The 22,437-nt window shown below is 54.7% G+C and carries 20 protein-coding genes; 5 read left to right on the top strand and 15 right to left on the bottom strand.

Annotated elements, in window-relative coordinates:
• Positions 1 to 12 precede the first annotated feature (12 nt).
• Complete coding sequence (gene flk, locus ACT3RR_RS05130) at positions 13 to 1,059, top strand: flagella biosynthesis regulator Flk (protein WP_486033068.1); 1,047 nt, start codon at positions 13 to 15, stop codon at positions 1,057 to 1,059.
• Positions 1,060 to 1,071: 12 nt separating this feature from the next.
• Here the strand turns inward: flk and ACT3RR_RS05125 are convergent, their stop codons facing one another.
• Positions 1,072 to 1,539, bottom strand: a complete 468-nt coding sequence (locus ACT3RR_RS05125) for a rhodanese-like domain-containing protein (RefSeq protein WP_496199883.1) — start codon at positions 1,537 to 1,539, stop codon at positions 1,072 to 1,074.
• A 125-nt stretch (positions 1,540 to 1,664) separates the two neighbouring features.
• On the opposite strand from ACT3RR_RS05125, the gene pdxR reads away from it, so the two are divergent.
• Positions 1,665 to 3,146 (top strand): MocR-like pyridoxine biosynthesis transcription factor PdxR, encoded by a 1,482-nt coding sequence (pdxR, locus tag ACT3RR_RS05120; RefSeq protein ID WP_496199882.1) that lies wholly within the window; start codon positions 1,665 to 1,667, stop codon positions 3,144 to 3,146.
• Here the strand turns inward: pdxR and ACT3RR_RS05115 are convergent.
• The 4 genes from ACT3RR_RS05115 to fabB form a co-directional block, all read right to left on the bottom strand.
• Complete coding sequence (locus tag ACT3RR_RS05115) at positions 3,129 to 4,250, bottom strand: SLC13 family permease (protein ID WP_496199881.1); 1,122 nt, start codon at positions 4,248 to 4,250, stop codon at positions 3,129 to 3,131. The two genes, pdxR and ACT3RR_RS05115, sit on opposite strands and share 18 nt — an antisense overlap.
• Positions 4,251 to 4,464: 214 nt before the next feature.
• Complete coding sequence (locus ACT3RR_RS05110) at positions 4,465 to 5,925, bottom strand: PepSY-associated TM helix domain-containing protein (protein ID WP_496199880.1); 1,461 nt, start codon at positions 5,923 to 5,925, stop codon at positions 4,465 to 4,467.
• A 93-nt stretch (positions 5,926 to 6,018) separates the two neighbouring features.
• On the bottom strand, positions 6,019 to 6,459 hold the full coding sequence (locus ACT3RR_RS05105) for a DUF2946 domain-containing protein (RefSeq protein ID WP_496199879.1): 441 nt from the start codon (positions 6,457 to 6,459) through the stop codon (positions 6,019 to 6,021).
• A 229-nt stretch (positions 6,460 to 6,688) separates the two neighbouring features.
• Positions 6,689 to 7,909, bottom strand: a complete 1,221-nt coding sequence (gene fabB / locus ACT3RR_RS05100; protein WP_034791854.1) for a beta-ketoacyl-ACP synthase I — start codon at positions 7,907 to 7,909, stop codon at positions 6,689 to 6,691.
• A 169-nt stretch (positions 7,910 to 8,078) separates the two neighbouring features.
• Here fabB and mnmC point away from each other — a divergent pair, with 169 nt between their 5' ends.
• On the top strand, positions 8,079 to 10,115 hold the full coding sequence (mnmC, locus tag ACT3RR_RS05095; protein ID WP_496199878.1) for a bifunctional tRNA (5-methylaminomethyl-2-thiouridine)(34)-methyltransferase MnmD/FAD-dependent 5-carboxymethylaminomethyl-2-thiouridine(34) oxidoreductase MnmC: 2,037 nt from the start codon (positions 8,079 to 8,081) through the stop codon (positions 10,113 to 10,115).
• 51 nt (positions 10,116 to 10,166) lie between these two features.
• Here mnmC and ACT3RR_RS05090 read toward each other — a convergent pair whose 3' ends face one another.
• The 6 genes from ACT3RR_RS05090 to prmB form a co-directional block, all read right to left on the bottom strand.
• Positions 10,167 to 10,451 (bottom strand): YfcL family protein, encoded by a 285-nt coding sequence (locus tag ACT3RR_RS05090; RefSeq protein ID WP_353502801.1) that lies wholly within the window; start codon positions 10,449 to 10,451, stop codon positions 10,167 to 10,169.
• A gap of 32 nt (positions 10,452 to 10,483) precedes the next feature.
• Positions 10,484 to 11,041: an elongation factor P hydroxylase gene (locus ACT3RR_RS05085; protein WP_353502802.1), complete on the bottom strand. Its 558-nt coding sequence runs from the start codon at positions 11,039 to 11,041 to the stop codon at positions 10,484 to 10,486.
• Between the two features lie 107 nt (positions 11,042 to 11,148).
• On the bottom strand, positions 11,149 to 11,949 hold the full coding sequence (locus ACT3RR_RS05080; protein ID WP_154145402.1) for a sulfite exporter TauE/SafE family protein: 801 nt from the start codon (positions 11,947 to 11,949) through the stop codon (positions 11,149 to 11,151).
• Between the two features lie 46 nt (positions 11,950 to 11,995).
• Positions 11,996 to 12,850 carry a penicillin-insensitive murein endopeptidase gene (gene mepA, locus ACT3RR_RS05075; RefSeq protein ID WP_496199877.1) on the bottom strand — a complete coding sequence of 285 codons (855 nt, stop codon included), beginning with the start codon at positions 12,848 to 12,850 and terminating at the stop codon, positions 11,996 to 11,998.
• Positions 12,851 to 12,875: 25 nt separating this feature from the next.
• Positions 12,876 to 13,961, bottom strand: coding sequence for a chorismate synthase (gene aroC / locus ACT3RR_RS05070; RefSeq protein ID WP_353502805.1), 1,086 nt, complete (start codon positions 13,959 to 13,961; stop codon positions 12,876 to 12,878).
• Between the two features lie 71 nt (positions 13,962 to 14,032).
• The gene (prmB, locus tag ACT3RR_RS05065) at positions 14,033 to 14,965 is read right to left on the bottom strand and encodes a 50S ribosomal protein L3 N(5)-glutamine methyltransferase (protein WP_353502806.1); all 933 of its coding nucleotides are present in this window, start codon (positions 14,963 to 14,965) and stop codon (positions 14,033 to 14,035) included.
• Positions 14,966 to 15,180: 215 nt separating this feature from the next.
• Between prmB and smrB the strand changes: the two genes are divergently transcribed.
• Complete coding sequence (gene smrB, locus ACT3RR_RS05060) at positions 15,181 to 15,726, top strand: endonuclease SmrB (protein ID WP_034791862.1); 546 nt, start codon at positions 15,181 to 15,183, stop codon at positions 15,724 to 15,726.
• Between the two features lie 78 nt (positions 15,727 to 15,804).
• Here the strand turns inward: smrB and sixA are convergent, their stop codons facing one another.
• From sixA to ACT3RR_RS05040, 4 genes are all read right to left on the bottom strand, one after another.
• Positions 15,805 to 16,287, bottom strand: coding sequence for a phosphohistidine phosphatase SixA (gene sixA, locus ACT3RR_RS05055; RefSeq protein ID WP_353502808.1), 483 nt, complete (start codon positions 16,285 to 16,287; stop codon positions 15,805 to 15,807).
• Between the two features lie 505 nt (positions 16,288 to 16,792).
• Positions 16,793 to 18,943 carry a fatty acid oxidation complex subunit alpha FadJ gene (gene fadJ, locus ACT3RR_RS05050; protein ID WP_496199876.1) on the bottom strand — a complete coding sequence of 717 codons (2,151 nt, stop codon included), beginning with the start codon at positions 18,941 to 18,943 and terminating at the stop codon, positions 16,793 to 16,795.
• Positions 18,940 to 20,253, bottom strand: coding sequence for an acetyl-CoA C-acyltransferase FadI (gene fadI, locus ACT3RR_RS05045; RefSeq protein WP_353502810.1), 1,314 nt, complete (start codon positions 20,251 to 20,253; stop codon positions 18,940 to 18,942). The genes fadJ and fadI overlap by 4 nt, the downstream gene beginning before the upstream one ends.
• A 157-nt stretch (positions 20,254 to 20,410) precedes the next feature.
• Positions 20,411 to 20,743 (bottom strand): YfcZ/YiiS family protein, encoded by a 333-nt coding sequence (locus ACT3RR_RS05040; RefSeq protein WP_496199875.1) that lies wholly within the window; start codon positions 20,741 to 20,743, stop codon positions 20,411 to 20,413.
• 415 nt (positions 20,744 to 21,158) lie between these two features.
• Here ACT3RR_RS05040 and fadL point away from each other — a divergent pair, with 415 nt between their 5' ends.
• Positions 21,159 to 22,436, top strand: coding sequence for a long-chain fatty acid transporter FadL (gene fadL / locus ACT3RR_RS05035; protein WP_353502812.1), 1,278 nt, complete (start codon positions 21,159 to 21,161; stop codon positions 22,434 to 22,436).
• Position 22,437 lies beyond the last annotated feature (1 nt).

The following is a 22,437-nucleotide window of genomic DNA, read 5'->3' as shown; positions in this document are numbered from 1 at the left end:
AGGACTGGTGATATGCAACCTTTAAGTGGCCCGGGCGCGCCAATTGGCGACAACAGGATGCAACCGAATAACTCAGTTCCCGCGGGCTCTGGTGATAATCAGCAGCTTACCCCTGCGCAGCGCACTACCCTCGAAAAACTCATCGTCAAATTGATGGCGCTGACCCCCATGAAGTCCGCCGAAATTTGGGCTGGCTTACGCCACGAGCTGTCTCTCCCTCATGATGCTGAACTGACCGCCGCAATCTACCCGCGCGCGGAAGGCATCCTGCAAGGCAAATTGACGCAGGCACAGGACAGCCACGCCACGCGCCAGCTGTTCCAGCAACTCACCGAATTATTGCCACAGGGTAATAACCGTCAGGCGGTGAGCGACTTCATTCGCCAAAATTTCGGCCATACCGTGCTCAGCCAGCTGAGCCACGAGCAACTACAGCAGGTGTTTTTGCTGGTCCAGACTGGCGAAATGACCATTCCGAAACCGCAGCAAACGCCGATCACCGATCGCGCCCTGCTGCCTGCCGAACATAACAGTTTGCAGCAGCTGGTGACGCGTCTCAGCGCCGCCACGGGCGAAGCACCGGCCAAACTGTGGCAGCAACTGTTTAACTTAGTCGGCGTAAAAGTGGGCGAACCTATCCCGGCGCGCCATTTTCAGCTGTTAAGCCAGTTTATGCAGGTCAAAGCGGCGCTGAGCCAACCGACAGCGCCACCGACGCTAACCACCTTGCTCAGCGTGTTGAAACAGCCAGCGACGCTGCAAGAAGTCCAGCAGCTGACGGAATATGTCGAAAGCCGGTTCAACGCCACGCCCAACACGCCGCTGAACGTCGCGCAGCTTAACGATCTGGTCGGCGTGCTCTTCAGCCAGCGCGTGGATCGCTCTCCGCGCCCTGAAAAAGTGGATGATGACGTTACCGTGGTGGCTCGCACCGAGCCTCAGCCAATCGTCAACCCATTCGTCGCCATGCTGCCGGAATCAATGCAATCCATAGGCGGCAAGCCGCTGGCTTTCATCGCCTTTGTGGTGGTGGTTATTCTGCTCTGGCTGCTGTTTTAAGCCGCACATTCACTAGCAACCGCACTCTTCCACGCTAAAATCGGCAGGATACTCGCCGCACTCAGCACCGGTCGCCAACGGATGGCGATCGCGAGTCCAGAAATCTAAGCCCCCTATCAACTCTTTGACGCGAAAACCCAGTTTCGCCAGCTTATAGGCCCCATTGGTCGAGCCGTTGCAGCCAATACCATCGCAATAAGTCACATACACCTGCTCTCTATTAAGATGCCGCGTTGACTCTTCAGTCATCAAACGATGCGGAAAGCTGATTGCGCCCGGAATATGTCCGCGCTGATAGTGCGACTCAGCACGAGTATCCACCACCACAATGCCTGAAATACGGTTTTTCAAATCTTCGGCGACATCAGCGGCATCGGTGTAAAAACTCAATTTATTGAAGAGATAGGCTTCGCTCATCGCGGGAGCCGGTGGCGCAAACTGTAATACGGCTGACGTCTGGCTTTGCTGTTTTTGACTCATTTTGCCTCTCTCTTTCAATCAGGTAATAGGAACGCAGCGCGTAAAGCGCAGCATGACAACGGTTGTATCATCCGCTATTTTGGTCTTATTCATAATGCCAATTCCCCAATATCTATAAGACCCATATGCGCACTTACACTGGCTCCTCGACCTTAATTACCCTGTTTGAGAATAGCCTCGAACCAGGACTCAATTTACGCGAGAGGCTTTGCGTTACGCTGCGTAAGGCGATTAACAGTGGCGCTTTAAGCAATGGACAGCGACTGCCTTCTTCACGCCAACTCGCCGCCGACTTGCGTATTTCGCGCATCACGGTTGAGGCCGCCTACGCGCAAATCGAAGCCGAGGGCTATTTGCGCCGCGAGATAGGCAAAGGCACCTTTGTCAGTATCGCCATGCCACCGGAAACGACCTTTAAAAAGAGCCACAGACTGACACCAAGGCTGGCAACTCTTTCTGCTCGCGGCCAGCAAATTGTCGCGACCGGCGGCTGCCAAGACCCTCAGTCTCCTCTGCCCTTCGCCGCGGGTAGCCCGGACTTACGCATCTTCCCGCTGAAAATTTGGCAGCAGTTGATCAACAAGCATCTACGCATCGGGGGCACAACGCTGCTCGGCTATGGCGATCCGCAGGGTTTTGCTCCCCTGCGCGAAGCCATTTGTGCTTACCTCCAGCAATCTCGCGGCGTGCAGTGCAGCCCGCAGCAAATCATGATCACCACCAGCTCGCAGCAGGCTTTGCAGCTCTTGGCAACTCTGCTGCTCGATCAAGGTGATAACGTCTGGCTAGAACAGCCGGGCTATCTCGGCGCAAGAAATGCCTTTACCAGCGCGGGCGGCAAGATATACCCGGTGGGAGTGGATGAAGAAGGCATGAACCCAGTCGGCCAAACCGTTCAGCCTAAAGTTATCTATCTCACGCCTTCCCACCACTACCCTTCCGGCGTTAGTCTTAGCCTGCCACGCCGACTGGCGCTACTGGGGCTGGCGCGGAAATATCAGTCGTGGATCATCGAGGATGATTACGACAGCGAGCTACATTATGATGGCCGCCCTTTGCCCGCCATGCAGGGACTCGATAAACAACAGCAGGTGATTTATCTCGGCACCTTTTCCAAAGTGCTCTTTCCTTCCTTACGTCTGGCCTACGCTGTGCTGCCCGAGGCGCTGGTAGAGCCTATGACCACGCTGCGCACGGTATATGACGGCCATTCGTCTCAGTTGATGCAGGCGGTGACGGCTGATTTTATTCAGTCTGGCCATTTCGCCGCGCACTTGCGTTTTTCACGCCAGCTTTACCATAGCCGCCGCAATCATTTGCTGGAGGAGATCCAGCAAAAGCTCGCAAACTGGCTGATTCCGCAACCCGCCGCCGGAGGCTTACAGCTGGCGGCTCGCCTGCCCGCTGGCTCCGAAAAGAGGCTGACTCAGCTGGCCTTGCAACAGGGTGTCGTCACGCCACGCCTTTCGCCGCTGTGGCTGCCCGAAGCTGGCGCGCAGGAGCAAATACCTGATGGCTGGCTGCTCGGCTTCTCGGCATTAACGCCGGGAGAGATAACCTCAGCGGTTAATCGATTAGCCAAGCTGCCCTTAGATCCAAGCCAGTAATAGCCAGCCGCTCAGGCCACTTAAAATAAGGAATGGGAAGGAGAAATAGTGGAACTTGAGCCAGATCTTGCGATCGTTGGCCATGCGCAGGGCAATGAGGTTAGCCAGTGAACCAATCGCAAGGCCGAAACCGCCAGCGTTAACGGCGTAAGCCAGCAAGGCGTTAGGTGGCACGTAGTTAATCATCAAAATGGTAGCTGGCACGTTGCTAATGACCTGCGACAGCCCGATACCAAGGGCGTAAACGCCCGCCGGGCTTAGGTGTGCAATCTGGTTCACCGCGTCACGCACGGCGTCTAAACCGACAATCAACCGCACGTCGATAAACATGGCGATAAACACCAGAATCAACGGCCAGTCGATGCGCAACAGCACCTGCCGCGCCAGCAAAAGAAAGCACAGCAGCACGGCAATCAGGCCATATAGCGCCAAGCCGAAATCCACACAGCCAATGAACACCACATACATCACCAGACAGCTAAAAAGCAGTTTTTTCTGGTATGGATAGCCCTGATTATTCTCCAGCCTTTTCAGCTTTATCGCTGGGAAACTCAGCCAAGTCACTATCAATAATGCCGCAAAACTGACGAATGCCAGCGGGCTCATTTGGGCTATAAACCCCAAAAATGACAGGCCGGATTTGTTCCACAACAAGATATTTTGCGGATTACCGATAGGCGTAAGTAAGGAGCCCGCGTTCACCGCCAACGCCTCAAAGATGATCAGTCGCGTGACGGGCAGCGTAGAGAGCTTTTTTAGGGTGATCGTGAGTGGAATGACGATAAACAGCGCCACGTCATTGGTCATAAAGGTAGAAAGCAGCGCGGCGGCACAAACCAAAAACAGCGCCAAATAGCGCTCATTGTTGATGCTGTTGATCATCTTACGGCCAACAAAATCAAAGTAGCCGCTCACCTCAACGCCCTTGGTCAGCATCAGCAACCCAATCAGCGTGACGATAGTTGACCAATCTACAAATTGTGCAAATTGGTGGATTTTCTCCGGCTGGAAAAGAGTCAATACCACACCCAGTAGCAATAAGACGTGCAAAAAACGGTCACTTAAGAAGGGCTTGAGTAATGTTGTGAAGAAAGTTGCCAGCATAGTTTTCCGCAATGAGTGACCCTGTCGATTGCGCTGACGTTACCCGAAGACGTTGCGGCCCGCTACTGCAAAAATGAGTTTTCCAGCAAACCTCGTAATAAAAAACGAGGCCGCTGAGGGTCTCGTCAATAATTTGCGAGAAGGCTCGCAATCCCTTATTTCCGCTCGCTTTTCAGCTTGTTATTTGCACGCTGCGAGCTAAAGTCGGCGCTCATTAATTCACCGCAACAGCTTGGAGCCGGTTTCTATGTCGCAGCCAACGGAGCACATCAATCAGCAAGAAGATAAGCAGGCTTACCCCCATCACTGGCAGGCTGATGGAGAGAGCCAGTGCTATCAGCCCAATTGGCCATTGCAGGCTGGCAGGAAGTTGGCGCCACGTTTGAATCAGGGTTACCACCGGATGCGGGCCGCTGTTCATCGCCGGACGGCGCAGCCACCACATGCGGTAGCCCCAGCCAATCATCACGCACAGCCCAATGCCGAACAGCACCAGAATAGCCTGATTCCAGAAGCCAAACAGAATACCCATATGGGCATCAACGCCCCAGCGAGTGAGCTTCGCCAGCAGCGGGAAATGGGCAAACTCGGTATGGTCAATAATCGCCATTGTCTGAGGGTTAACCGATACGGCATCGACCTGGGTCGGCCAGCTTCGGTCCACTTCCGTCACCGTCCAGGCCTTATCCGCCGCATAAGCCGGGCGAATTTCTATTTTGTTAGCCGTGATCCCTGCATGACGCGCGGCGGCGATGACCTGATCGAAAGTGATCGGCAAAACATTAACAGGCTCAACTTTTGCTGGCATGTGATGAGCTGCCATATCGGGCATGTCAGGCATATCTGCCATGCTCATATCACTCATCTGGTGCTCGGCATGTTCACCCGCAGGAGCCGATTTTTCGCCTGCCAGAGTGGTCGCGACCGAAGGGGTCATCCAGCCCATATGTTCACGCAGGATGCTGATATTGCTCCCGGCCCACTGTGACCATGTCAGGCCCGTTACCGACAGAAACAGCATGCCAACCAGCAGCGTGATGCCAAGCCAGGTATGCCAGCGGCGGCTAATGTGCTGCTTGGCAGCCGTGCCGGTAAGCTTACGGTTGCCACGGGTTTTCTGTCGGCTGGTTGCCCATAGAAGAATGCCGCCCAGTGCCGCAACCCACAGCCATGAAGCGGCGAGTTCGCTGTAATTACGGCCAATATCGCCTAGCAGCAACTCGCGGTGAAGCTCATCGAGCCAGGTGCGTAAAGGCAGGATGCCGCTGGTGCCATAGACGGTCTCTTCACCCTTGATATCCAGCGTCACGGGGTCAACAAATATTGCCTTGGTTTTGGACGCGCCGAGGCTTGGGTCGGACAGCATGACCCGCGTGGTTTCCCCCAGCGCAGGGGCTGGACGAATCGCAGCGATCTTCGCCTGATCGCCATCAATGGCCAGCGCAGCTTCAATTTGCCGAGAGATCGGCTGCACGTCGCCTTTCGCGGAAGTGAAAAGCTCGTTGGCGTACAAGTGGTTTTCAAGCTGAGGGGTAAGTACATACAGCGTGCCGGTCAGCGCGGCGACAAAGATAAAAGGCCCGACGAACAAACCGATATAGAAATGGATACGCTTAAGTAACGCAATGGACGCGGCTTTGGCCGTCATTTTGGTAGAGCTTGCAGGATGGCTCATCAAGAATGTTTCCTGAGTGTTTAAATAGCAGGTGCAGAACAGCAAAGCCAGGTCGGCACTGTTCAGACGATGTTTAATAGAAGAAACAAAAAGCTATTTAAAAGCAGGAGGGGCGCGAGGCTGAGAGTCAGGGTAGAAAGCAGTGGGAACAGGACGAACGGCTGCGAGGCGCGGCGGTGCGCGGCTGGAGGTGTTAGACACCCACAGCATCGGCAGCGCTAACATATGCAACAGCGGCAGGTGGACTAAAAGTACGCAGTAACCACAGGCTGCGTCACTCATGTCGCCGGGCATCATCACTCCCAGCCCCATATCGTGCATGGGCATAGAGTTTTGATGAGCCGCAGTATCAGCCTGTTCAGCCATCTCGTCATGCGACATCGGCATGTCGGACTCTGACATCTCTGACATATCCATCGATGCCATAGGCATTTCTGCCATCGACATCTCTGTCATCGCCATGCCAGGCATCATCGAATGCGACATGCCAGCAGCCACCAGTGATTTTGACACCACCGGCGCGATAAATAACATCAGGATGGCCAGAATCCCAAGCCAGGCAGGAAAAAGAGTGTGCCTGTGCTTTATCTGGCTAAGTGAGAGCATTGCATCTTAGTTATAAAAGTATCTATTGAGTGAAAAGAAAGCGGCGGAATTGTACCTGATTAGTTAAGTAGTTTGTAGCTGTTGAGGCATTGGGGAGTATAACGGCGGGCATAAAAAAACCCGCACGATGGCGGGTTTTTCAAAGAGAACGACGAGATTACTTGTCGTTTTTCAGCTTACGCATAACCAGCGTGGCGTTAGTACCGCCGAAGCCGAAGCTGTTAGACATCACGGTAGTCAGCTCGCGCTGAGTTGGCTTAGTGATGATGTCCATACCTTCAGCCTGCTCATCGAGGTTTTCGATGTTGATGCTTGGCGCGATGAAGTTATTTTCAGCCATCAGCAGGGTGTAGATGGCTTCCTGCACGCCCGCAGCACCCAGTGAGTGGCCGGTCATGGCTTTAGTAGAAGACAGTGCTGGTGTTGTAGCGCCGAACACTTCGCGGATTGCGCCGAGTTCTTTCACATCGCCTACTGGAGTAGAAGTACCGTGTACGTTGACGTAGTCAATCGGGGTGTCCACACCCTGCATTGCCATCTTCATACAGCGCACTGCGCCTTCGCCTGATGGAGCAACCATGTCTGCGCCGTCAGATGTTGCGCCGTAGCCCACGATTTCTGCGTAGATGTGCGCGCCACGTGCCAGAGCGTGTTCCAGCTCTTCCACAACAACCATACCGCCGCCGCCAGCGATGACGAAACCGTCACGGGCTTTATCGTAAGTACGGGAAGCTTTATCTGGAGTGTCGTTGTAGCTGGTAGAGAGTGCGCCCATAGCGTCGAACTCACAGGCCATTTCCCAGCACAGCTCTTCGCCGCCACCAGCGAACACCACGTCTTGCTTACCGAGCTGAATCATCTCTACCGCGTTACCGATGCAGTGAGCAGAGGTCGCACAAGCAGAGCTGATGGAATAGTTAACGCCACGAATTTTGAACGGAGTCGCGAGGCAAGCAGAAACGCCAGACGCCATCGCCTTAGTCACCATGTATGGACCTACGCCGCGCAGACCTTTAGCACGCATGCCGTCAGAACCCGCAACCTGGTTACGTGGTGAACCACCACCGGAACCTGCGATCAGGCCGGTACGCTCGTTAGAAACCATCTCAGGCGTCAGGCCAGAATCTTCGATAGCCTGCTGCATGGACAGATAAGCGTAGATAGAAGCATCACTCATGAAACGCACGACCTTACGATCGATAAGCCCTGCGGTGTCTAACTTAACATCACCCCAGACATGGCTACGCATTCCGGCATCTTTCAACTCTTGCGAGAAGGTGATCCCTGAGCGCCCTTCTTGCAGGGAGTTAAGTACTTCCTGCTTGTTGTTACCGATGCTCGAGATGATACCCAGGCCAGTAATGACTGCACGTTTCATTTAATACCTCTTGTACTATTAACTATTCGGGATTTCGTGACGCACTCTAGCGTACAGTTGTACGCCGAACAAGTCCGATCAGCAATTCCTTGTGTAAATCGCAGTAAATTTGCGCGAGGTCAAACTGGCCGTTAAACTTCGGCATCGCCTTGAACTGAGGGAGTTTCATGTGAGCCACACTCCAATCCAGCCCGCCGAATTAAGTTGGAACGAACAGGGTACACCTGTTTCCCGACATTTTGATGACGTCTATTTTTCCAACCAAAACGGCCTGCTGGAAACACGCCACGTCTTTCTAAACGGTAATGGATTCCCACAACGCTTTGCCGAACATCCGCGCTCGGTCTGCGTTATTGCAGAAACCGGATTTGGCACCGGCCTGAACTTTCTCACTCTGTGGCAAGCCTTTGATGACTTTACCCAGCAGCAGCCCGAAGCTCGTCTAAAACGCCTGCATTTCATTAGCTTCGAGAAATTTCCACTGTCCGTAAATGACCTGACTGCCGCCTTAAACCAGTGGCCTGAACTTGCCGACTATGCCAGACAACTTGTTGCCCAATGGCCGCTGCCTTTTTCCGGCTGCCATCGCCTGCTGCTGGACGACGGGCGCATCACTCTCGACCTGTGGTTCGGCGATGTTACTACCCTGCTTCCGGCTTGTGACAGCAGTATGAATCAACAGGTTGACGCCTGGTTTTTAGACGGTTTTGCCCCTTCTAAAAACCCCGATATGTGGACCCCCGAGCTGTTCGCCAATATGGCGCGGCTTTCACGCTCGCAAGGTACGCTGGCAACCTTTACCGTGGCCGGTTTTGTCCGTCGCGGTTTACTCGATGCAGGCTTTGACGTCGAGAAAGTGAAAGGGTTCGGTCAAAAGAAACATATGCTTAGCGGCGTGATGAATAATCCGCTAAATCTGCCACATTCGGCTCCGTGGTATCAGAGACCGGCGGCGGAAAACACCCAAAACATTGCCATAATCGGCGGTGGCGTCGCCAGTGCCGTGCTGGCACTGGCGCTGCTGCGGCGTGATTTTAACGTCACTCTTTATTGTGCCGATGACCAACCGGCTCAGGGAGCTTCGGGGAATCGTCAGGGCGCGGTTTACCCCTTACTTAATGGTAAAGGCGACGCGCTGGAGCGATTTTTCTCCCACGCATTCACCTTCGCCCGTCGCCAGTATCAGGCTTTAGCAGCAAGTGGCGTGGCCTTCGACCATCAGTGGTGCGGCGTAAGCCAGATTGGCTATGACGCCAAGAGTCAAGGGAAAATTGATAAGATCCTCGCAGGCGAACTGCCCGCCGAGCTAGCCACCGCCCTCACTCAGCAGCAGCTGACCGAAGCTTGCGGCTTAGCGTGTCATCACGGCGGGATCAGCTATGGGCTGGGGGGCTGGCTCTGCCCCGCTCAACTCACCACGGAGTTAATCCGACTGGCCGAGACGCGCGGGCTAAAGGCACATTTCAACCAGCCGGTCACGGCGTTACGACAGACCGAGGACAGCCTCTGGGCGCTGACCTTCGCCAATGGCGAAACCCTAGTGCATGACAGCCTGGTGCTGGCAAACGGGGCGAATATTACTGATTTCCAGCAAACCGAGAAGCTGCCGGTCTACGCCGTCGGCGGTCAGGTTTCACATATTCCCACCACGCCTGAGCTGCAAAAGCTTAAACAGGTGCTGTGCTATGACGGCTACCTCACCCCGGTTAACCCAGCGAATCAGCATCACTGTATCGGCGCGAGCTATCACCGTGCTGACAAGTCGACGGCTTATCGCGAAGACGATCAGCAGCAGAACCGCCAGCGGCTGATTGACTGCTTGCCGCAAGCCGGCTGGGCACGAGCAGTCGACGTGAGTAGCGGCGAGGCGCGAAACGGCGTGCGCTGTGCGACACGCGACCATCTCCCGATGGTGGGCGCAGTAGCCGATTATGACGCTATGCTGGAAACCTACAAGAAACTGGATATTGCCGTAAAACGCGGCCAGCCGGTGGCCGATGCGCCTTATCATCGCAACCTGTTCCTGCTTGGGGCGCTGGGTTCGCGTGGGCTAAGCTCGGCCCCGCTGGCGGCGGAAGTGCTGGCGGCGCAAATTTCAGGGGAGCCGATGCCGCTCGATAGCGAAACGCTGGCGGCGCTTAATCCACATCGCATGTGGGTAAGAAAGCTGCTGAAAGGCAAGCCGGTGGTGAGTGAAGAGAACTGACAGAATTGACAAAGGGCCTGGCGGCCCTTTGTTTTTACAAGGTATGACTGATTATTTGGCTTCTGGCAGAGACGCCTGATAGAGATTTTCCCACATGCCGAGCACCAGAACCTGATCGCGCGGGGAGAGCTCTCCGGCCTGAATAGCCTTATCCAGACTGTGTCGGACACGAATTTTCAATGCTTCGGCAGTGTGTTCGCCGTTTTCTTCCGCGTCGGCAACCGCCACGGTCAGATGGCCTCGCAGATAGCCACTGGCGAACAGCTCATCATCGCTGGCGCTTTCAACCATGTCGTCAATCAGCGTCAAAATACGCGCTTCAAATTCTGCGATCATCAATCATCCTCAATTATTCAATATTCAGAAATTCATTCTAGCGGTTGCAGCGCAGGGAAATCTGCCGCCGTCAAAGGTGCCGTATTGTAAAACGATTGTAACGCTTTTATAAAGCGCGCCGGTCTTTCTGGGACGCCTTGTTGCAAGATCCGCAGCACTTCTTCGCGGACCTTATTGTGGAAAGCCACGCGGTCCGGCTCACAATCGCCGCTCAGATTGTCACAACTGACGTTAAAGCGGAACCCGGCGGCGGCGCAAAATAGCCACTCATAGGACTGGGGCTTAATTTCCACCTTCTCGAATTCACTTTGCGTTTGCGCATCACGGCCATCCGGGCAATACCAGTAACCGAAATCCACCAGCTTGCGGCGCTCGGCCCCCGCCACGCACCAGTGGGAGATTTCATGCAGCCCGCTGGCGTAGTAGCCGTGAGCAAAAACGATGCGATTGAAATCTTCCTGTTCATCGGCGGGCAGGTAAATTGGCTCGTCATCACCTTTAATCAGCCGGGTGTTGAATTCCTCATAGAAGCAGGAATCAAAAATCTGGATTAATTGATGATAATTATGGGTTTCTGTTGAATCGGACATAGTTGCTGCGAAACTCTATCAAGTGAAATTAGGGGCAAATACTCCCCTATTTGAATATTGTTTTTACTGATGTTGATCAGTGATTTGCCTCAGTGACTCGCCTGTTGCTATAGGTGCAAACTGAGCCACTGGTAGATCTCCGCCCCGTGGCTGTCATAAATCAGCTTACAGCTCATTACCGTTGACACACAGACCACCATCGGGCGGATCATCTTCTGCCCTTTAGATAACACCATGCGAGCGCCGAGGCGCGCGCCGATAAACTGCCCGGCCAGCATCACCAAGCCAATACTCCAAATCACTTTGTGGCCCATGATGAAAAACAGCAGGCCACCAAAGTTAGAGGTGAAGTTCAGCACTTTGGCGTGTGCCGTGGCTTTGGCAAGATTAAAGCCGCACAGCGTCACAAAGCCCAGCGCGTAGAAAGAGCCCGCCCCCGGCCCGAAGAAGCCGTCATAAAAACCAACGCAGCCGCCACCGACTAATGCATAAGGCAGCGCGGATAAGCGGCGCTGACGATCGCTTTCGCCCAATCTTGGCGTCAGCAGAAAATAGAGACCAATGCAGATGATCAGCAGCGGCAGGATCTGCCGGAGCATGTCTGCGCGCAGGTGCTGAATCAAAATCGCGCCCAATACCGAGCCAACAAAGGTGCAGGCAATATTGAGCTTTTGGTCGTTAAGGTTCACCACCCCACGGCGCACAAAGTACAGGCTAGCGGAAAAAGATCCCCCTACCGCCGACAGCTTATTGGTGGCAATCGCCTGAGCGGGAGAGACACCCGCCGCCAGCAGTGCCGGCAAGCTGAGTAGCCCACCGCCACCGGCTATTGAATCAATAAACCCCGCTAAAACAGCCACTAAAAACAGAACGCCTACTACCCAAGGGGCAACAATCAACCAATCCATTTTTCTTTTTGTCTCGCTCTATAAAGCGGGGAATGTTCAATAGCGATTAGAGCACGTGTTTATCCAGCAGCGCCTGACAAGACGGCGGCAACGGAGGTGGCTCTTTTTTCACTGGTGTACCGGTGCCCGGTTTCGGTGGCAGGAACCAACTTTGCAGTTCCGCGCCGCAACCATCTCCCGGCGGAGGTGGCGCCTGATCTTCACATTCCAGGCTGCCCGCAGGGCAACGCAGACGGACATGCATGTGCGCACGATGGCCAAACCACGGACGAACTTTATGCAGCCACGCGCGATCCGTTCCCGCATCGGCACACAGCTGCTGTTTGATGGCCGGGTTGACGAAGATGCGCGTCACGTCGCTGTCCTGCGCGGCCAGCTTGATCAGCGTTTCAATGCGTGGTTGCCACTGTCGCTGATTGACGGTTTTACCGTCAGCATTGACCAAATCAATAGGCTGCGGCTTGAGCAGCATCTGCTCGCTCCAGCGCTGACGCGGCAGTTGCAGCCAGATATCAACATCCAAACCCGACTGGTGGCTGGCATGTCCGCTGCTGAAACGACCACCGGCTGGCATCGCCATATCGCCAATCAGCATGGTGCCAAGGCCTTTATCCGTCGCCTGAAGTCCCAGACGTTTGATAAAAGCCAGCAGATCAGGCTGGCCGAAATAGCGGCGCTGGTCAGTGCGCATCACCTGGTAATTAGGCGAGTTTAGTGGCAGAGGCTGGGCGCCAATCTGGCAGCCGTTGGCGAAACCCCCGATGGCCTGCGGCGATCCAGCCACCGGATGGGTGATTTTCTGCCAAGGCGTTACCGCCAGAGCGGGCGCGCAAAACGCCAGCGCCAGCAGACCCGCGCAGGCCGTTTTAAACAAATTTGCCGTCATGAAAGCAGGTTTCATCGGTTTACCATCTTTGATTAGCTAATCACCAGCGTGGAACGCTTGAGTTCACGTCACCGTTTTGCGCACGTTGGCGCAGCAAGTGGTCCATCAGCACGATAGCCATCATCGCTTCAGCGATTGGCACGGCGCGGATGCCCACACAAGGGTCATGGCGACCTTTGGTGATCATCTCCACCTGCTCGCCTTGGCGGTTAATGGTGCGCCCCGGAACGGTGATGCTGGAGGTCGGTTTCAACGCGATATGCGCGATAACCGGCTGGCCGCTGCTGATACCGCCGAGAATGCCGCCCGCGTGGTTGCTTTCAAAGCCGTTTGGTGTGATTTCGTCACGGTTTTCGCTGCCGCGCTTGGTTACTACGGCAAAACCGTCGCCAATTTCCACACCTTTCACTGCGTTGATGCTCATCAGCGCGTGAGCCAAATCAGCGTCAAGACGGTCGAAAACCGGCTCGCCGAGGCCCGCTGGCAGGTTTTCCGCCATCACGGTAATTTTCGCGCCGATAGAGTCACCGGCCTTTTTCAACTCGCGCATCAGTTCGTCCAATGCTTCCAGCTTGGACTCATCCGGGCAGAAGAAGGGGTTGGTTTCGACCAAATCCCAATCTTTCAGCTCACAGCTGACATCGCCAATCTGTGCCAGATAGCCACGGACTTTAACGCCAAATTTTTGCGCCAAATATTTCTTGGCGACGGCACCTGCGGCAACGCGCATCGCGGTTTCACGGGCAGAAGAACGACCGCCGCCGCGGTAGTCGCGCACGCCATATTTCTGCTCATAGGTGTAGTCAGCGTGTCCCGGACGGAAAACGTCTTTAATTGCGCTGTAATCCTGAGAGCGCTGGTCAGTATTCTCGATGATCAGGCCGATGCTGGTGCCAGTAGTCACCCCTTCGAACACGCCGGAGAGGATCTTCACCTGATCCGGTTCGCGGCGCTGAGTGGTGTAACGCGACGTGCCCGGACGGCGGCGATCGAGATCGTGCTGCAAATCTGCTTCGGTCAGCGGAATGCCCGGTGGCACGCCGTCGATGATGCAACCCAAGGCCACGCCGTGGGATTCGCCAAAAGTGGTGACGCGGAAAAACTGCCCAATACTGTTCCCTGCCATCACGGCTCCTTAACCATTATGTTGTTTATTTGATGAGGTGACCGGCTGCGAGGCCCGTCACCCAAAATTTTTTAGTCGCGGTAAGCAGTGAAATACTCAGCGCAATCCAGCAACTGCTGCTTGGTCAGCATAAATACGCCGTCGCCGCCGTTTTCGAATTCCAGCCAGGTAAATGGAATATCTGGGTACTGTTCCATCAGATGTACCATGCTGTTACCCACTTCACAAATCAGCACGCCCTGCTCTGTCAGGTAGTCTGGCGCGCAGGCCAGAATGCGGCGAGTCAGCTTCAGACCGTCAGTGCCGGAAGCCAGGCCCAGCTCGGGCTCGTGGCGATATTCCTGCGGCAGGTCTGACATATCTTCTTCGTCAACGTATGGCGGGTTGGTGACGATGAGGTCGTACTGCAATGACACCAGTTCACGGAACAGGTCGGAGCGAATTGGCGTCACCCAGTTCTCTACGCCGTGGGCTTCGATATTGCGTTCGGCCACCGCCAGCGCGTCGGCAGAGATATCTACCGCGTCGACTTCCGTTTCCGGGAAGGCATAGGCACAGGCGATGGCAATACAGCCGCTGCCGGTACACATGTCGAGAATGTGCTGCGGCTTGTCGCGCAGGATGCCGGAGAAGCGATTGTCGATCAGTTCGCCAATCGGTGAGCGCGGCACCAGCACGCGTTCGTCAACGTAAAACTCCATGCCGCAGAACCAGGCTTTATTAGTCAGGTAGGCGACCGGTACACGCTCGTTAACGCGGCGGATCACGCGCTCAACGATGCGATGGCGCTCACTGGAGGTCAGGCGCGCGGTGTGCATATCTTCTGGAATGTCGAGCGGCAGGAACACGCTTGGCAGCACCAGCTGCACGGCTTCATCCCACGGGTTATCGGTACCATGGCCATAATAAACATTAGCGGCGTTCAGGCGGCTTACTGTCCAACGCAGCATGTCCTGAATGGTGTGAAGCTCGCCTACGGCTTCATCTACGAATATTTTGTCCAATTTTCTCTCCTGACGGCAGGCTGGCTTTTAACAGCCCTTTAACCGTGGGTTTACAGTACCTAATTTGCCGCATAGTTTGCCACGAAGCCGGGGACAAATCAGCAGCTATAGGAAGTTGTTGCGAGAAGTGATGGGAATTTAAGTCTGAGTTTTTGTTAACCCTCGACTAATGCGCAGGTACACTGTGAAAATGTGCTAAGAATGATGACGAATCCATGAAGAAAAAACATGCGCTAAGCCCGGAGGAAAAGCTGCTTTTCCGTGAAGCCGTGCCGGGGATTAAACGCCTGCAAAATGACACTATTACTCATCGTCCGGTGCGTAAAAAAGTGACCGAAGTATCGCCAAAAAAGCTGTTGCAAGAACAGGTTGACGCGACTTACTACTTCTCCGATGAATTCCAGCCGATGTTGCAGGAAGAAGGCCCGGTGCGCCACGTGCGCCCCGATGTCAGCCATTTCGAGTTGAAGAAGCTGCGCCGCGGCGACTACTCGCCGGAGCTGTTCCTCGATTTGCACGGCCTGACTCAGCACGAAGCCAAGCAGGAACTGGGCGCGCTGATTGCCGCCTGTCGCCGCGAGCACGTGCACTGCGCCTGCGTGATGCACGGTCACGGCAAGCACATCCTCAAGCAACAGACGCCGCTGTGGTTGGCGCAGCATCCCGACGTGTTAGCCTTCCATCAGGCACCTAAAGAGCTGGGCGGAACCGCCGCACTGTTAGTGCTGATTGAGCTGGATGATAAGCAGCAAGAGCTGTAACCGCCACTGATTCGCAAAAGCAGAAAGCAAAAAAGCACAGCCTGAGCTGTGCTTTTTCATTTTTAGCGGAGCAAGGTTTTATACTTTCGCCATCACCTGACAAGGGCTGAACTGCCAGTCAAAGGTGCCTTTGCCGGTTTCAGCGTCTAACTCTACGCTGGCCATCGCAGAAGTGGCGAACATCGGCGGGCAAACGCCCGGGCACAACTCGGCGACCAGATACCCCACCAGCGGCAGGTGTGAAACCACCAACACGCTGCTCACACCTTCCAGCGCCAGCGCATGGAGCTCTTGCGCGACGACGGCAGGATCGCCCCCCGGAGTCAGTTCTTTCAGAACTTCCACCTCATCGGGCAGACCGATGGCCTGTTTCACTTTTTCCAGCGTCTGCTGCGCACGTAGATACGGGCTAACCAAAACACGCTGAATATTGATTGCGCGACCTTTCAGCCACGCCGCCATATGTACTGATTCGTCACATCCGCACTCGGTAAGAGGTCTTGCCGAATCACTGGCTGCTTCAAGAGCTGCCTCACCGTGACGCATAATCACAACTTGCATATTGCACCGCTTTTGTTAACAAAAATAGCGCTATACAGAAACGCCTTGCGTGCTGTATCACCCTTTGCCCGATGCTTTCGTTGAAAGCCTGAAGGGCAAACCACAGCCACCTAACGCGCCGTCTCTCTATGGCGGCCGGGCATTTTGCCTGAAACTTCACGTAAAGAAAACGCTGTTTTTTACATCAACTGATTCCACTTGTAAACTAGTTTGCCTACTTATTAATCATATCGGATGTATTTCAAACGCTTGCTGCAAACCTCACCAGTTTGCCTACGGCTAACAATATTTCTTTTCGATTTCTTTTCGCACAGATGCATTATCTGACTCATTACCGTATCTGGAAACAGACCCTGCCAGATTCCCGCGAAAACGCGACATAAGCCGTGATCGTTGTCACAGGATGATGAGCTTTCATGCGCGCTGAAATAATTCCGGCATGAAAGCTTTTCATCATCAGTCGATCAATCGCTTTTTACCGCGAACAGCATCATGACCAACCACATCATGAATAGAAGCGGCTGCCCTCTTGCGCTCGGCGTATCAGGCCAGGGCATGGCGCGAAGTGCTCGCCATAATGCTGTTGCAGGCCCTGCAAGGTTTTTAGCACCTCTGCCGCGCCAAGCAGATCAATGTAGCGGAACGGGCCGCCGAGGAACGGCGGGAAGCCGATGCCAAACACCGCGCCAATGTCGCCATCGCGGGCGCTGCGAATAACATTTTCGTCCAGACAGCGCACCGCCTCGTTGAGCATCAGCATCACGCAGCGGCGGGCGATCAACTCCCCGCCCTGCTGCTGTTTTGGCGACAGGTTGAGCAAACGGTAAATCGCCGGGTCAGCCTGTTTCTTCTTCGCCGGTCGGCCTTTATCCGCATATAGATAGAAGCCTTTGCCGTTTTTACGCCCTTTACGGTCGTCTTCCAGCACGGCGTCCAGCGCGCGCGGCGCGGCAAAACGTGGGCCTAAAGCATTCACCAGAATCGGGATGATTTTGGTGCCGACGTCGATACCCACTTCATCCAGCAGTTGCAACGGCCCGACCGGGAAACCTAAATCAACCAGAGCCTTATCAATGTGTTCAATCGGCTCCCCTTCGAGTAAGCAGCGCGCCGCTTCATTAATGTAAGGAGCGAGAATGCGGTTTACATAGAACCCGGCGCTATCGCCCACCACAATCGCCGTTTTTCCCTGTTTCTTCGCCAGCGCGACTGTGGTCGAAATGGTTTGCTCACTGGTTCCTGCATGCGGGATCACTTCCACCAGCGGCATTTTGTCTACCGGGCTGAAATAGTGCAGCCCAATCACGTTCTGCGGCCTACTGGCGGTGGCCGCAATGTCGTGAATCGGCAAAGAAGAGGTGTTTGAAGCAAAAACCGTATGCTCAGAGGCGTTTTGTTCTATCTCGGCGACCATTTTTTGCTTCAGTGCTAAATCCTCAAACACGGCTTCGACCACCAGATCGACGCGCTCAAAGCCGCTGTAATCCGTGGTTCCGGAAATCAGCATCATCTGCCGCTGCTGCTCGGCCTTTTTCAGTCGACCACGGCGAACGCGCTTCTCTAGCAGATCCCAGCTGTATTTCAGCGCGTGGCGAATGCCTTCCTGATTAATGTCTTTGATCCTCACCGGCAGGCCCGCGCGCGTGGCGGTGACATTGGCGATACCCCCCCCCATCAGCCCGCCGCCGAGAATGCCGACTCGGCGCAGTGGCAGCGGGTCGGCGTCTGCCCCACGCTCTTTTTTCAGCGCCGTGGAGGCAAAGAACAAGCCGCGCAGCGCCGCCGACTGTGGCGTCATCACCAGCTCGCCAAAGGCTTCGGCCTCGGCCTGATAACCACTGGTACGCCCGCTATCCAGCCCCTGTTTCACCACGTCGATGATCTTTTCGGTAGCGGGATAGTTACCGTGGGTTTTAGCCCGGGTCTTCTTGCGAACTACCGAGAATAGGAGTGCCTTGCCCAAGGGACCGCCCGCCAAACGCGCCTGCCAAGGCAGAGGTGCACGGGTTTTGCGCCCTTGCAGCACGCGATCGATGGCGGTTTGCAGCAGAATAGATTGCGGCACGGCGTCGTCCACCAGCCCCATTCGTTGAGCCTGCTTGGCGCGAATGCTGCGCCCGGTGAGCATCATATCCAGCGCTTTCGGCGCGCCAATCAGCCTTGGCAGTCGCTGCGTGCCGCCGGAACCCGGCAACAGGCCAAGCTGCACTTCAGGCAGGCCAAGCTGGGTTTTATCGTCCAGTGAGCAGATTCGCGCGTGGCAGGCCAGCGCCAACTCTAGCCCGCCGCCGAGGCAGGCTCCGTGAATGGCGGCCACCACCGGCACCGGGAATGCCGAAATGTGCGACATCACCGTCTGGCCTTTGGTGGCTAACTCACTGGCCTCGCGGGCCGTTTTACAGCCGCTGATCATGCTGATATCGGCCCCGGCAATAAAAGAGTCGGTTTTGCCGGAAATCAGCACCAAGCCTTTCAACTGCGAGTATTGTTGGGCTTTCTGCAAAATCTTGCCGATTTGTTCAACAAATTCAGCCTTTAAGGTATTCACCTTTTCATTCGGCACGTCGATGGTGATGATGCCAACGTGCTGGTTGGTAAAGGTCAGTTTGAATGCAGAATCGGGCTGGTTCTCCAGTAAGAACAGATCGTCGGTCATTCGGCTGCCTCCAGAATCATTGCGGCACCTAAACCACCCGCCGCACAGGCAGTGGTCAGCCCGTAACGCCCGCCGCGACGGCGAAGCTCGTGTAATGTTTGGGTGATCATGCGCGCCCCGGTGGCGGCAAAAGGATGGCCATAGGCCAGTGAACCGCCGAGCACGTTGAATCTCTCCCAGTCTATTTCGCCGATGGATTGTTCACGGCCCAGCTTCTCACGGGCGAACGTCTCACTGGCAAACATTTTGATGTTTGCCAGCGTTTGCGCGGCGAAAGCCTCGTGCATCTCAATTAAGTCTAAATCGCCGAGCGTCAGCCCTGCCCTGTCCAGGGCAATCGGCGTGGCATAGGCTGGCCCAAGAAGCATGTCTTCCCAAACGTCGATGGCGGCGAAGGCAAAACTTTTCAGATAACCCAGAGGTTTTAGGCCAAGTTCGCGCGCGCGGGATTCACTCATCATCAGCACCGCCGCAGCGCCGTCGGTTAATGGCGTGCTGGTCGCCGCAGTGACCGTACCGTGGCGGCGGTCAAACGCCGGACGCAGCTTGGTGTATTGGCTCAGTTCAGACTGGGTGCGGATGTTGTTGTCTTTTTGCAAAACGTCGCGGTACGGCGGCACTTGGGCGGCCATCACCTGCGAATCAAGATAGCCATTTTCCCACGCTTGAGTCGCTAAAGTGTGGGAACGGTGCGCCAGTTCGTCCTGCTGCTGGCGGGAAATACCGTGGGTTTTCGCCATCTGTTCGGCGGTGTCACCCATGCGCAGGCCGGTGGAGTACTCGGCCACGGCGGGCGGCACCGGCAGCAAGTCGCGGAATTTCAATTTGCTAAACAGCGCCAGGCGCTGTGACAACGTACGGGCTTTATTCACATCGACTAAAGTGCGAGCCAGCCGTTTACTGACCCCAATCGGCAAGACCGAAGAGGAGTCCGCGCCCCCGGCGATGCCGATACTGACCGAGCCGCTAATGATGCTTTCCGCCACATTGGCCACGGCCTGAAAACTGGTGGCGCAGGCGCGGGAGACGCTATAGGCGTCGGTCGAGACGCTCATGCCGGTGCCGAGCACGATTTCGCGCGCAATATTCGGTGCTTCGGGCATTTGCACCACCTGCCCAAACACCAGCTGATCAATGATTTGGGGGTCAATGCCGCTTTTCGCCAGCAGCTCACTGACCACCATCTTACCTAAATCCACCGCCGGAATGCCGTGGTACGCCGTGGCTTGCTTAGCGAATGGCGTGCGTAAACCATCGACAATCGCAATGCGATCGCCTTCACGCGTCACCAGCGGGATAACCTTATTCATACGGACTCCAAATTAAGAGGTCAGACCTGATAAGTCAGTTTTAACCATATGTTTACATTTAGCAAATGCCTAAAGGAGGGAACTGCGAGCGACTGCAAAAAAAAACCGCGACACAGGGGTCGCGGCTTGAAGAACTGGCTCATTTTTGTGAAGGGGATTAGCGCAATCCCAGCTGGAAGATCATGGTTTCGGCTTGGCAAGAGAATGTGAAGTCGATATTCAGCTCGACGCCGCCTTCAACCTTTTCAATTCGGCTATCAATGACGCAAGGCTCAGATTCCACCGCGCGCGCTTTGGCGGTCAGGCTATTTAACATCTCATTGGCCTGGGTTTCGTTGGCAAAAACGTGACTGTAGGAGGCGGTGCAGTCGGTGTTGTCCATGATAGTACCGACGTCAACGCAACAGCAGGCCGCCGTTTCTTCCGCGCCGCATTTGTTAATGGAGTGCAGAGGCTGGGTGGATTTCGATGACAAAGTTGCTTCGGACATAATCTTCTCCTGGGCCAAATTTACGCCTTGGCGGTCGGCCCTGTTGGTCATTCAAAGGTGTATTTTCATCCACTATTTTACGCCTGCTCAGCCGCTACGCCTAGCACTTACTTTTTGTGTGTCTTTTAAGTGACTAATATCACAGAAATAAATTCAAAAGGTTATAAATGTCACCAATTTTTATCTTCCAAGTTATTAAGTTCCGCCGGAGCTGTATGTTTTTTGTTAAGCGGATCTAATTTCTGGCATCAAATTGGAAATATCCATGAAACATCATTGCAACATGTGTACAGGTCGGACCTATACTTCGCTCACTGGTCTGATTTGTCAGACTGAGAACGAACCCTACAATCCCGCGCTCATTGTTACTTGATGTAACATTGTTTGATAAAAACATAAAATTGAGGTTTTGGTCATGAACCAGAAAAACCTGTTGAAAAGATCAGCTCTGGCAGCTGCAGTGGCAATTGTTTCCTCAAACGTGTATGCGGCCGGTTTTCAGTTAAATGAATACACCGCAGCCGGTCTTGGCCGTTCGTTTTCAGGTGAAGGGGCCATTGCTGATACCGCAGCATCTGGCAGCCGAAACCCGGCAACCATGACCATGTTTGATCGCCCTTCTTTCTCCGGCGGTGCGATTTACGTCGCGCCTGACGTCAATATTACGGGTCGCTCGCCAATCACTGGCAACAGCACTGACGCCGATAACATCGCGCCAAACCAGTGGGTGCCGAACCTGCACTTTATTCTGCCGTTGAACGACAAGTGGGCGTTGGGAGCATCTTCCACCTCCAACTACGGTCTGGCGACCGAGTTCAATGACAACTACGCGGCAGGTCCTTTAGGCGGCAAAACCGACCTGATCACCATCAACAACAACTTAAGCGCCGCGTACCGTGTTAACGAGCACTTCAGCTTAGGTTTAGGCTTCGACGCCGTGTGGGCCAAAGCGAAAATCAGCCGTACCGCGGGTGAACTTGGCCCAATTCAGTCTCGCGGCCAGCTTCCGGCAAAAACCGAGATTGCTCACCTGAAAGGTGACGAATGGGGTTATGGCTGGAACGCCGGTATCCTGTATGAAGTGGATGAAAATAACCGCTACGGTTTCACTTACCGTTCCAAAGTGGATATCGACTTTAAAGGCGATTACCGCAACAGCGTCCCAGTTCAGGCGGGCGGAACCGGCGGCAGCACTATTCCTGGCTCTTTGACACTGAACTTGCCAGAAATGTGGGAAATCTCAGGTTATAACAAAGTGGCACCGAAATGGGCGATTCACTATAGCCTGGCTTACACCAGCTGGAGCGAATTCCAGGAGCTGAAAGCCACTGGCAACAACGGCCAGACGCTGTTCCAAAAAGAAGAAAACTATCACGATGCCTACCGCATCGCGCTGGGTACCACCTATTACTATGACGATAACTGGACTTTCCGTACCGGTATCGCCTTCGATGATAGCCCGGTTCCAGCAGACAACCGCACCATCTCGATTCCTGACCAAGACCGTTTCTGGATAAGCGCCGGTACTACTTATGCGTTCAACAAAGATGCGTCTGTTGACCTGGGTGTGTCTTACATGCACGGCCAGACGGTTAACATCAGCGAGAAAGTGGCGAATGGCGTGCCGAACTATGAGTTCCAGGCCAAAGGTACCGCGATGCTGTACGGCGCTAACTTCAACTACAGTTTCTAAT

Source organism: Ewingella sp. AOP8-B2-18 (assembly GCF_052376015.1).
Taxonomy (GTDB): Bacteria; Pseudomonadota; Gammaproteobacteria; order Enterobacterales; family Enterobacteriaceae; genus Ewingella; species Ewingella allii.
The sequence above is the reverse complement of the archived record's forward strand: the minus strand, read 5'-3'. Positions and strand labels throughout refer to the sequence as shown.

What these genes read in the sequence shown, in the direction of transcription:
- aroC (WP_353502805.1), bottom strand. Translation starts at nt 13,961, where the DNA reads ATGGCAGGGAACAGTATTGGGCAGTTTTTCCGCGTCACCACTTTTGGC.
- ACT3RR_RS05110 (WP_496199880.1), bottom strand. Translation starts at nt 5,925, where the DNA reads ATGAGCCATCCTGCAAGCTCTACCAAAATGACGGCCAAAGCCGCGTCC.
- pdxR (WP_496199882.1), top strand. Translation starts at nt 1,665, where the DNA reads ATGCGCACTTACACTGGCTCCTCGACCTTAATTACCCTGTTTGAGAAT.
- ACT3RR_RS05085 (WP_353502802.1), bottom strand. Translation starts at nt 11,041, where the DNA reads ATGTCCGATTCAACAGAAACCCATAATTATCATCAATTAATCCAGATT.
- fadJ (WP_496199876.1), bottom strand. Translation starts at nt 18,943, where the DNA reads ATGACCGACGATCTGTTCTTACTGGAGAACCAGCCCGATTCTGCATTC.
- ACT3RR_RS05115 (WP_496199881.1), bottom strand. Translation starts at nt 4,250, where the DNA reads ATGCTGGCAACTTTCTTCACAACATTACTCAAGCCCTTCTTAAGTGAC.
- fabB (WP_034791854.1), bottom strand. Translation starts at nt 7,909, where the DNA reads ATGAAACGTGCAGTCATTACTGGCCTGGGTATCATCTCGAGCATCGGT.
- ACT3RR_RS05125 (WP_496199883.1), bottom strand. Translation starts at nt 1,539, where the DNA reads ATGAGTCAAAAACAGCAAAGCCAGACGTCAGCCGTATTACAGTTTGCG.
- ACT3RR_RS05040 (WP_496199875.1), bottom strand. Translation starts at nt 20,743, where the DNA reads ATGTCCGAAGCAACTTTGTCATCGAAATCCACCCAGCCTCTGCACTCC.
- fadI (WP_353502810.1), bottom strand. Translation starts at nt 20,253, where the DNA reads ATGAATAAGGTTATCCCGCTGGTGACGCGTGAAGGCGATCGCATTGCG.
- ACT3RR_RS05080 (WP_154145402.1), bottom strand. Translation starts at nt 11,949, where the DNA reads ATGGATTGGTTGATTGTTGCCCCTTGGGTAGTAGGCGTTCTGTTTTTA.
- flk (WP_486033068.1), top strand. Translation starts at nt 13, where the DNA reads ATGCAACCTTTAAGTGGCCCGGGCGCGCCAATTGGCGACAACAGGATG.
- ACT3RR_RS05105 (WP_496199879.1), bottom strand. Translation starts at nt 6,459, where the DNA reads ATGTTATTTATCGCGCCGGTGGTGTCAAAATCACTGGTGGCTGCTGGC.
- smrB (WP_034791862.1), top strand. Translation starts at nt 15,181, where the DNA reads ATGAAGAAAAAACATGCGCTAAGCCCGGAGGAAAAGCTGCTTTTCCGT.
- ACT3RR_RS05090 (WP_353502801.1), bottom strand. Translation starts at nt 10,451, where the DNA reads ATGATCGCAGAATTTGAAGCGCGTATTTTGACGCTGATTGACGACATG.
- mepA (WP_496199877.1), bottom strand. Translation starts at nt 12,850, where the DNA reads ATGAAACCTGCTTTCATGACGGCAAATTTGTTTAAAACGGCCTGCGCG.
- fadL (WP_353502812.1), top strand. Translation starts at nt 21,159, where the DNA reads ATGAACCAGAAAAACCTGTTGAAAAGATCAGCTCTGGCAGCTGCAGTG.
- sixA (WP_353502808.1), bottom strand. Translation starts at nt 16,287, where the DNA reads ATGCAAGTTGTGATTATGCGTCACGGTGAGGCAGCTCTTGAAGCAGCC.